Below are 6,154 nucleotides of genomic sequence, written 5' to 3'. Positions count from 1 at the left end.
ATACAAAAAAGCAGCGATAAGCTGCTTTTTTCGTTTCTTAGATCTAGACGAAAACATTAACTCGGGAAATAATGTATAGTGCAAGTGAAAATTGTGTTGTTATAACCTGTGAGCTAAATCCTATTTAATAGCTGAACAAGCCGATATTCGGCGTTCTTATGTTGGGCTATTCAATGTGATTTATATGCCTTTCAGGGTAAGTAAGTGCTTATCTTTTTATTAGCTTAAGTTATATGAGCCAAAGCCATTATTTACCATGATTGGTGTTAGATGTTAATTAATCAAAAGTCTCATCTATATTCAAGATAAGCCTCTAGGTTTTATAAACATTCTTAAGGTGAGTATCATTTACGGGTTTAACTATAAAAAAATAACTCCGTTTGTGTATTCTTATATTAACTGATGCACCGCTGATTTCTGGCTTGCCGACCTAGGCAAAGCTAGAATAGTTGTGTGTACTTCATTGATCGCGGTAACTATATGTCGATAAAATCGAGTATTAATCCACCTGTATTTTTCTCCTCGGTAATTTTAATTACCTTAATGGTGTTTGTTTGCGCTGTTTGGCCCACTCAATCACAAGATATTTTCAAAACGGCGCAATCCTGGTTCGAGCTTAAAGCTGGTTGGCTCTACATCTTAGGTGTTGCTATCTTTCTAATTTTTATCATCTTCGTGATGGTCAGCCGTTTCGGTGATATCAAGCTAGGTCCTGATCACGCTGAACCCGATTACACCTATAAGAGCTGGATTGCCATGCTGTTCTCTGCTGGCATGGGGATTGGTTTGATGTTCTTCGGTGTCGCTGAGCCTGTGATGCACTACATGGCGCCACCTGATGCCGATCCTTTGACCATTCAGGCGGCAAAAGATGCCATGAAGATCACCTTCTTCCACTGGGGTATCCATGCTTGGGCTATCTATGCAGTGGTAGCATTGAGCTTGGCGTATTTCTCTTATCGTCATAAGCTACCTCTGCTACCAAGAAGTGCCTTATATCCATTAATCGGTGAAAAGATTTATGGCCCAATCGGTCACGCAGTCGACACGTTTGCGGTGCTGGGTACCATGTTTGGTGTGGCAACATCGCTAGGTTTTGGTGTATTCCAGCTTAACTCTGGTCTGAATTACTTATTAGATGTGCCTGTGAGTACAACTGTGCAAGTCTGTTTGATTATCGGAGTCTGCGGTATTGCTACAGTTTCGGTATTTTCAGGCTTAGATAAAGGGGTTAAGCGTCTTAGTGAACTAAACCTTATTCTTGCAGTGTTATTGCTGGTGTTCGTTCTCCTATTTGGTCCTACCGTTGAACTGCTACAAGCATTCGTACAAAACACTGGTGCCTATTTAAGTGATATTGTGGGTAAGACGTTTAACTTATACGCCTACGAGCAAAAGAACGATTGGATTGGTGGCTGGACACTACTTTATTGGGGCTGGTGGATCTCATGGTCTCCATTCGTAGGTACTTTTATCGCCCGTGTTTCTCGTGGTCGTACAATACGTGAATTCCTAGTTGGGGTATTATTTGTTCCTTCTGCACTGACATTCCTTTGGATGACAGGCTTTGGTAACAGCGCTATCGATGTGATCTCTAATGGTGGAACTTATCTATCTGATGCCGTTTCAGAAGATGTTTCGGTGGCATTATTCGTGTTCTTCGAGCACATGCCATTCTCGACACTGCTGTCGACAATCGCATTGTGTCTGGTGGTGACTTTCTTCGTAACCTCATCTGACTCAGGCTCATTGGTTATCGATAACCTAACATCGGGTGGTGACCATGATGCACCAGTATGGCAGCGTATTTTCTGGGCGCTAATGCAAGGTGTTGTGGCATCAGTATTGTTGTTAGCGGGTGGCTTACAGGCGCTACAAACTGCTGCAATTGCCAGTGCACTGCCATTCTTACTTGTAATGCTGATGATGTGTTTTGGTCTGTATATTGCGCTTAAGGATGACTGGTTAAAGATCAATAGCGTACAGTCACACAACACTAGCGTTCAGTTCACTAAGACTAACGTAAGCTGGGAGTCGCATATCGATGTATTGCTGTCTCACCCAAGTCAGCAAGAGGCGCAAGATTTCCTAGATAAGGTGGCGCAACCTGCGCTATCGAAAGTATGCGAGAGCTTCTTAAGCCGCTCAATTTCGGCTGAGATCATAAACTTTGATAATCGCATTCGCTTCGTGGTTCACAGTGAAGAGCACAATGACTTTGTTTATGGCTTGCGTATCCGTGCTTACACCATCTCTAATCCGTTAGAGAGTGAAGTGGCCGAAGGCGAAAATGAGTACTACCGCGTGGAAGTATTCCTAGAGCATGGTGGCCAGCATTACGATGTGATGGGCTTTACCCAAGAGCAGATCTTAGCCGATGTGGTAACTCAATATGAGAAGTACCTGCATTACCTACATCTCTCTAGTTCAGAGTACTTAGGTAGCGAAGCTAACTCTTAACCAACTAGGTTAACGGTTAATTTGCGGTGAAACTTCCCTAGAGTCAGTGATACAATTGGCTTTAGGTAACAAACTTTAATGAGAAAGATCATGTCGACCAATCAAGGGCAGAGTAAGTTAGATAAAGTATTGGCAGAGGCCAGAGAGTACAAGGCAAAGCGTGAGGGCGGTTATCGCGAACAGGCACTTAAGCTTTACCCCTGGGTATGTGGCCGCTGTACTCGTGAATTTAACAATGCCAACCTAAGAGAGTTGACGGTGCATCATCGTGATCATAACCACGATAATAACCCATCAGATGGTTCGAACTGGGAGCTGTTGTGCCTCTACTGTCACGACAATGAACACTCAAAGTTTGAAGAGTTGATCCAATATGGCTCAACCACAGAGACGAAAGTGGAAGCGGCGACCTATAACCCGTTTGCCGATCTGAAAAGCATGATGAAGAAGTAACACCCCAAGCTTTTTATAAAAAGCTAATAAAAAAGAGCCGCTATCAGCGGCTCTTTTTGTTTTTAACAGCTAGCTATTACGCTTTATCTATTGCTAACCTTGCTTCGGCTTCGAGCCATTTATCACGGCTTAAAATGGCACTGTTTTCTCCGCCTTGCATCAGTGCTTTTCGTTCGGCCAGCTTTCGCCAGATTTGCTTTTTTTGCTCATCACTGGCACTGCTCCAACCGACGATCTCATCGATATGGCGATAACATCCCATACAAAAATCGTCATCATTAAGGCCACACTTAGCTACGCAAGGGGATTGTTTCATAAGGTCGCTATCTTATTGTTGTTCGAATTTGCGGCAGATTTTAAGTTAGCTAAAATTAGCTTACAAGTGAATGCTGTGAAAGTGTGTCAATACTCAAGCTCAGGCGTTGATGATCTTTGCCTATATCTCAATTTATAAACAAAGTGAATAACCCATAGTCGACATAGAGATAGGTAATGTCTTAATCAGATGCTACAATTGCCAGTTGGTTTTTTATCTAAGTATTCAATGAATTGTGTGTTTTCTGGAGGAGTTATGAGAACGCTGTTTCGCTTTTGTTTAGTGACTGTTGTGGCACTACTTACCAGTGCTTGTTCACTGCTCGAGATTAAACTGGAAAGTGGTATCGAGCCACTGCCCAAAGAGCAGCTTAATATGCGAGTACTGAGCCGAGACTTTAGTACTGTTTTCTATAGCCAAGTCGAAAGCGCAGCCGATTTGATAGAGCGTAATACTGACAGCATCGCTATTCAATCAAACACCTTAATGTGGAAGATTAATGCCGAGCAAAATCTGCAGCATACTATTTTCCAGGCCTCGCCAACGGCGGCGATGGTTGATACTTGGGTGTTTACCGAGCAGATGGCGCAGTTCTTTGAAAGCGGTGCGGGTAAGAATCTTTTTGGTGAGCAGCAGCAGGTTGCTGTGGATACCAGCATTAAGCTACGCAACCAGTTTGAACGTACCATTAAGAAGTTTGGCGCGGCTAACTTTAAGAAGAACCAAGAATTTGTGCAGCAATATGTGGCTAAAAATCCGATTAAGGATATGGCTTTTGCTCGTGAGTCGGCGTTCACCGAGTGGCTCGAGTTTCATCAAATTAGCGAGTTTGATGCGGTGACAACCTTCGGTACTGTACCGGAAGTGATGAGTGATATCTCAGACAGAATGGCGATGATCGCCGAGCAGATGCCTAAGATCTTAGGTTGGAAAGCCGAGCTTTACGCACTGCATTCAAACATTAACGCCGATGAAATCCAGCGTACCTTGATGAGCATTAGCGATACTTCGGCCAAGTTTCAGCAGTTGATGGCTCAAAGTCCTGAGATGATGCAGACCTTAGCGGTCGATATGCGCAGAGAGTTAAGCCCGTTACTGGAGCAACTTAGCATTGACACCGATGACAAGCTAAAGCAGTTATCCGTTGAGCGTCAGGCTTTGGAGTTGATGGTGAAAAATGAACGTATGGCACTGGAGGCTATGGTCGCCAGAGAGCGCGCCGCTGCGGCTGTCGATTTAGAGCAGCTGTCTAAGCATACGGTAGAGGTGGTGTTTCAGGAGATCACTAAGACGTTAAAGAGCCTGATCTTGTACTTCGTGCTTTTCTTAGTGGTGGTATTCTTTGCGCCACTTGGTCTCGGAGTCTGGTTAGGTAAACGCATGCAAATTAAGAAGCAAGCAGCTACAAGCATCAGTCGCGAGCAAAAAGCCTAAACGAATTTAGGCCATGACATGTTAAACTAACGGGCGCCTTTGAAGGTGCCCGTTTTTTTCAGGCTTTAATAGCAGTATGTTGTAACTGTAAATGACTAAAAGATGACATTAACTTCAGATCAAACCTCGTCTCAGAGCGATAAGCTGAGCGCACAGCAGCGACTTAAACAGATAGACGCGATGTTGACCCAGAGCCAGCCTTTGTGGCGCAGTCGAAGCTTTGAGTGTGAGCAGCTGCCGTGGAGCGATGCCTTTCCAAGCCTAGCCAATACGGTTTGGCAGCTCAGTGATGACTCTCTGGAGCAGATTGACGCCTGCCAACATAGGCTTAACGAAGTATTGCTACCGGCATTGGCTGCAGATCTTAACGCTCAAGGTCAACAGTGGCCTCTCGCGCTATTTTCCCAGTCGGCCATCGGCTCGCCTGTTAAAAATGAATCCGTATCTCAGGCAATCACAGCAATACCTTCGCTACTATCATTAGAGGATGAGCCGCATTTTAGCGCCCATATTAAGGGGCGGAAGTGGCAGCAGATAAATGCCTTTGTGGCAAAACTGCCTCGTGATAATACCTCAGTGTTGGAGTGGTGTGCGGGTAAGGGGCACTTAGGTCGCCTGATTGCCAAAGCCCATCAACGTGAAGTGGTGAGTCTTGAGTGGCAGCAAAGCCTTTGTGATGCTGGTGAGCAGTTTGCGGCTAAGTGGAAGCTAGCGCAAACCTTTATCTGCGCCGATGCTTTTGCAGGTCAAAGTGAGCAGTTACACACAGAGCAGCTCGCGGTGGCGCTACATGCCTGCGGCGATCTGCACGTGACGCTACTAAAGCATGCCAGTCATGCTGGCACCAAACAGCTGGTGATCTCCCCTTGTTGTTATCACTTAATTCAAGCTAAGCAGTATCAACCCTTATCGAGTGTTGCTAATGCCAGCGCGCTTACCTTGAGTCGTGCTGATCTGCAGCTTCCGTTACAGCAAAGTGTTATCGCTAACGACAAGCACAAGGGGTATCGCCTGCAGGAGATGGCTTGGCGCTTGGGGTTCGACGCGCTTCAGCGTAAGGTACGCGGCGCTAATGAATACCTTCCAGTGCCCGCTGTTAAGCAGAGCCAGTTAAAGGGGACATTCGAAGACTTTTGTCGTTGGGCTGCCGATGCTAAAGGTGTGAGTTTGCCGCTCAATATAGATTGGCAGGAGTATCTGCTTATCGGTGAGCAGCGTCAGCGCTTAACCAGACGCATCGATTTAGTCGCGCACCTTTTTAGGGCGTTACTTGAGCAGTGGCTGCTGCTAGATAGAGTCTGTTTTCTTGAGGAGCAAGGTTATCAGGTTAACCTGAGTGAATTTTGTGCAAACAGTATTACGCCGCGAAATGCACTAATTCACGCATTTAAATAGAAAATATAAATCAGCTTAATTTAATCTTGCCGTAACAAATTGTTTATTAAGTTGTAATTAAGTTAGCTGTGATTGAATCCGTGGCCAGACTAACAC

At 45.0% G+C, this 6,154-nt stretch carries 5 protein-coding genes; 4 read left to right on the top strand and 1 reads right to left on the bottom strand.

The window, feature by feature from the left end; all coding sequences use genetic code 11:
• Positions 1–480 precede the first annotated feature (480 nt).
• Together L1D44_RS21505 and L1D44_RS21500 are read left to right on the top strand one after the other, a co-directional pair.
• Entirely contained in the window at positions 481–2,460 is a 1,980-nt protein-coding gene (locus tag L1D44_RS21505; RefSeq protein WP_239893240.1) for a BCCT family transporter, read from the top strand.
• Positions 2,461–2,550: 90 nt separating this feature from the next.
• Positions 2,551–2,913, top strand: a complete 363-nt coding sequence (locus tag L1D44_RS21500; RefSeq protein ID WP_202721563.1) for a YajD family HNH nuclease — start codon at positions 2,551–2,553, stop codon at positions 2,911–2,913.
• Positions 2,914–2,989: 76 nt separating this feature from the next.
• Here L1D44_RS21500 and L1D44_RS21495 read toward each other — a convergent pair whose 3' ends face one another.
• Positions 2,990–3,229: a DUF1289 domain-containing protein gene (locus L1D44_RS21495; RefSeq protein ID WP_239893239.1), complete on the bottom strand. Its 240-nt coding sequence runs from the start codon at positions 3,227–3,229 to the stop codon at positions 2,990–2,992.
• A 255-nt stretch (positions 3,230–3,484) separates the two neighbouring features.
• Between L1D44_RS21495 and L1D44_RS21490 the strand changes: the two genes are divergently transcribed.
• Both L1D44_RS21490 and L1D44_RS21485 read left to right on the top strand, forming a co-directional pair.
• A complete protein-coding gene (locus L1D44_RS21490; RefSeq protein WP_239893238.1) occupies positions 3,485–4,663 on the top strand; it encodes a chemotaxis protein in 1,179 nt (392 codons plus the stop codon).
• Between the two features lie 102 nt (positions 4,664–4,765).
• Positions 4,766–6,058 (top strand): methyltransferase, encoded by a 1,293-nt coding sequence (locus L1D44_RS21485; protein WP_239893237.1) that lies wholly within the window; start codon positions 4,766–4,768, stop codon positions 6,056–6,058.
• The last annotated feature ends 96 nt before the right edge of the window (positions 6,059–6,154 follow it).

Source organism: Shewanella sp. Isolate13 (assembly GCF_022398325.1).
GTDB lineage: Bacteria > Pseudomonadota > Gammaproteobacteria > Enterobacterales > Shewanellaceae > Shewanella.
Note: the sequence above shows the minus strand (reverse complement) of the source record. Positions and strands in the feature narration are given on the sequence as shown.

What these genes read in the sequence shown, in the direction of transcription:
- L1D44_RS21505 (WP_239893240.1), top strand. Translation starts at nt 481, where the DNA reads ATGTCGATAAAATCGAGTATTAATCCACCTGTATTTTTCTCCTCGGTA.
- L1D44_RS21490 (WP_239893238.1), top strand. Translation starts at nt 3,485, where the DNA reads ATGAGAACGCTGTTTCGCTTTTGTTTAGTGACTGTTGTGGCACTACTT.
- L1D44_RS21495 (WP_239893239.1), bottom strand. Translation starts at nt 3,229, where the DNA reads ATGAAACAATCCCCTTGCGTAGCTAAGTGTGGCCTTAATGATGACGAT.
- L1D44_RS21485 (WP_239893237.1), top strand. Translation starts at nt 4,766, where the DNA reads ATGACATTAACTTCAGATCAAACCTCGTCTCAGAGCGATAAGCTGAGC.
- L1D44_RS21500 (WP_202721563.1), top strand. Translation starts at nt 2,551, where the DNA reads ATGTCGACCAATCAAGGGCAGAGTAAGTTAGATAAAGTATTGGCAGAG.